This is a genomic window from Streptomyces katrae (assembly GCF_000966975.1).
GTDB lineage: Bacteria > Actinomycetota > Actinomycetes > Streptomycetales > Streptomycetaceae > Streptomyces > Streptomyces katrae.
In genome coordinates this window covers 1-3400 of record NZ_JZWV01001402.1, presented here as the reverse complement: position 1 = coordinate 3400, position 3400 = coordinate 1, and the positions used below count along the sequence as shown (strand labels likewise).

Below are 3400 nucleotides of genomic sequence, written 5' to 3'. Positions count from 1 at the left end.
AAGTGTGCGGGCCACGCCCGTACGTCCGTACCGCTACCGCTTACTTCGCGCCTTCGAGGATCTCGCGCGCGAGCTTGGCCGTCTCGGTCGGGGTCTTGCCGACCTTGACGCCGGCGGCCTCGAGGGCCTCCTTCTTGGCCTGTGCGGTGCCAGAAGAGCCGGAGACGATGGCGCCGGCGTGGCCCATGGTCTTGCCCTCGGGGGCGGTGAAGCCCGCGACGTAGCCGACGACCGGCTTGGTGACGTTCTTCGCGATGAAGTCCGCCGCACGCTCCTCGGCGTCGCCGCCGATCTCGCCGATCATGACGATGAGCTCGGTCTCCGGGTCGGCCTCGAAGGCCTCCAGGGCGTCGATGTGCGTGGTGCCGATGACCGGGTCGCCACCGATACCGACGGCGGAGGTGAAGCCGATGTCGCGCAGCTCGTACATCATCTGGTAGGTCAGCGTGCCGGACTTGGACACGAGACCGATCTTGCCGGGCTTGGTGATGTCGCCCGGGATGATGCCGGCGTTGGACTGGCCGGGGGTGATCAGACCCGGGCAGTTCGGGCCGATGATGCGGGTCTTGTTGCCCTTGGCGGTCGCGTACGCCCAGAAGGCGGCGGAGTCGTGCACCGCGATGCCCTCGGTGATGACGACGGCCAGCGGGATCTCGGCGTCGATGGCCTCGACGACGGCGGCCTTGGCGAAGGCCGGCGGGACGAAGAGGACGGAGACGTTGGCGCCCGTCTTCTCCATCGCCTCGGCGACCGAGCCGAAGACCGGGACCTCGGTGCCGTCGAAGTCGACGGTCGTGCCGGCCTTGCGCGGGTTCACGCCGCCGACGATGTTGGTGCCGTCAGCCAGCATCAGCTTGGTGTGCTTCATGCCCGTGGCACCGGTCATGCCCTGGACGATGACCTTGCTGTCCTTGTTGAGGAAGATAGCCATGTGAGTCTGTGACCTCTGCCCTTACTTCGCAGCCGCGAGCTCGGCGGCCTTGTCGGCCGCACCGTCCATGGTGTCCACGCGCTGCACCAGCGGGTGGTTGGCGTCCGAGAGGATCTTGCGACCCAGCTCGGCGTTGTTGCCGTCGAGGCGGACGACCAGCGGCTTGGTGACCGCCTCGCCCCGGTCCTCGAGCAGCTGCAGCGCCTGGACGATGCCGTTGGCGACCTCGTCACACGCGGTGATGCCACCGAAGACGTTGACGAACACGGACTTGACGTCCGGGTCGCCGAGGATGATCTCCAGGCCGTTGGCCATGACGGCGGCGGAGGCGCCACCGCCGATGTCCAGGAAGTTGGCGGGCTTGACGCCACCGTGGTTCTCACCGGCGTAGGCGACGACGTCGAGGGTGCTCATGACGAGACCCGCGCCGTTGCCGATGATGCCGACCTCACCGTCGAGCTTGACGTAGTTGAGGCCCTTCTCCTTGGCGGCGGCCTCGAGCGGGTTCGCGGCCGCGTGGTCCACGAACTCCTCGTGGCCGGGCTGGCGGAACTCGGCGTTCTCGTCCAGGGAGACCTTGCCGTCGAGGGCGATGACCTCGCCGGAGGCGACCTTCGCGAGGGGGTTGACCTCGACGAGGAGCGCGTCCTCGGCGATGAAGGTCTTCCACAGGGTCACGAGGACCTCGGCGACCTTCTCGGCGACCTCGGCCGGGAACTGCGCGAGCTCCACGATCTCGCGGGCCTTCTCGATCGTGACGCCCTCGTTGGCGTTGACCGGGACCTTCGCGAGCTTCTCGGGGGTCTCCTCGGCGACCTGCTCGATGTCCATGCCGCCCGCGACCGAGGCCATGGCCAGGAAGGTGCGGTTCGTGCGGTCGAGCAGGTAGGAGACGTAGTACTCCTCGACGATCTCGGGAGCCGTCTCGGCGATCATCACCTTGTGGACCGTGTGGCCCTTGATGTCCATGCCCAGGATGTCCGTCGCGCGGGCGACGGCCTCGTCCGGGGTGGAGGCGAGCTTGACGCCGCCGGCCTTGCCGCGGCCGCCGACCTTCACCTGGGCCTTGACGACCGACTTGCCGCCCAGCTTCTCGGTGGCCTCGCGAGCCGCCTCAGGCGTGTCGATCACTTCACCGGCCAGCACCGGTACACCGTGCTTGGCGAAGAGGTCCCTCGCCTGGTACTCGAACAGGTCCACGCGCGTCCGTCCCTTGTCTTCAAAGATTCGCAGTGATTCGCGGTTTGTCTGCTATCTGCGTGGGCGTGCCGCGGAGGGCAACGTGACGGCGCTGTCACTGGGTAGGCGCACACGGTGACCGTGGACGCGGCATGTCCGTCTCGCAGGTTATCCCCGAGGGCCGTAGGACCCTAAATCACAGATCACACCTGAGCGGTGATACCTGTCACAGATCGCCTCACCGCCGAACTGCGTATTCGTGCGATCCGCCGATTTGGCACCGGGTCACCCGGACCCTCACGGCACGGGCAGGGGACGCTTCTCCAGCGCGGCCGCCATCACCTCCGGGAACAGGTCGGGCGTGCAGGCGAAGGCGGGGGCGCCGAGCGCGGCGAGGGCCGCCGCGTGCTCCCGGTCATAGGCGGGGGCGCCCTCGTCGGACAGCGCGAGCAGGGCCACGAACTCCACCCCGGCCGCCTTCATCGCGGCGACCCGCTTCAGCATCTCGTCGCGTATCCCGCCCTCGTAGAGATCGCTGATCAGGACCACGACGGTATCGGCAGGACGGGTGATCCTGGACTGGCAGTAGGCGAGGGCGCGGTTGATGTCCGTACCGCCGCCGAGCTGGGTGCCGAACAGGACGTCCACCGGATCGTCGAGCTGGTCGGTGAGGTCGACCACCGCCGTGTCGAACACGACCAGGCGGGTGGCGATCGACCGCACGGAGGCCAGGACCGCCCCGAAGACGGAGGCGTAGACGACCGAGGCCGCCATCGAACCCGACTGGTCGATGCAGAGGACCACCTCCTTCTTCACCGACTGCGCGGCCCGGCCGTGGCCGACGAGCCGTTCGGGCACGACGGTGCGGTACTCGGGGAGGTAGTTCTTGAGGTTGGCCCGGATGGTCCGGTCCCAGTCGATGTCCCGGTGCCGGGGGCGGTTGATCCGGGCCGAACGGTCGAGCGCGCCCGTGAGGGTGGCCCGGGTCCGGGCCGCCAGGCGCTTCTCCAGCTGCTCGACCACCTTGCGGACCACGGCCCGGGCGGTCTCCCTGGTGGTGTCGGGCATCGCCTTGTTCAGCGACAGCAGGGTCCCGACCAGGTGCACGTCCGGCTCGACGGCCTCCAGCATCTCCGGCTCCAGCAGCAGCGTGGACAGGCCGAGCCGGTCGATGGCGTCGCGCTGCATGACCTGGACGACGGGGGTGGGGAAGTACGTACGGATGTCGCCGAGCCAGCGGGCCACCTTCGGGGCGGACCCCCCGAGCCCCGCCGACCGCTCCCCCTGCCC

At 68.7% G+C, this 3400-nt stretch carries 3 protein-coding genes; all 3 read right to left on the bottom strand.

Annotated features, from left to right (window positions below; genetic code table 11):
• Positions 1-40: 40 nt before the first annotated feature.
• Positions 41-931, bottom strand: a complete 891-nt coding sequence (gene sucD, locus VR44_RS37715; RefSeq protein WP_045952187.1) for a succinate--CoA ligase subunit alpha — start codon at positions 929-931, stop codon at positions 41-43.
• 21 nt (positions 932-952) lie between these two features.
• On the bottom strand, positions 953-2131 hold the full coding sequence (gene sucC, locus VR44_RS37710) for an ADP-forming succinate--CoA ligase subunit beta (RefSeq protein ID WP_045952186.1): 1179 nt from the start codon (positions 2129-2131) through the stop codon (positions 953-955).
• A 276-nt stretch (positions 2132-2407) separates the two neighbouring features.
• Positions 2408-3400: VWA domain-containing protein (locus tag VR44_RS37705; protein ID WP_045952185.1), on the bottom strand; the 993-nt coding region annotated here is incomplete at its 5' end.

Coding starts and splice junctions, on each gene's coding strand:
- sucD (WP_045952187.1), bottom strand. CDS start 931: ATGGCTATCTTCCTCAACAAGGACAGCAAGGTCATCGTCCAGGGCATG.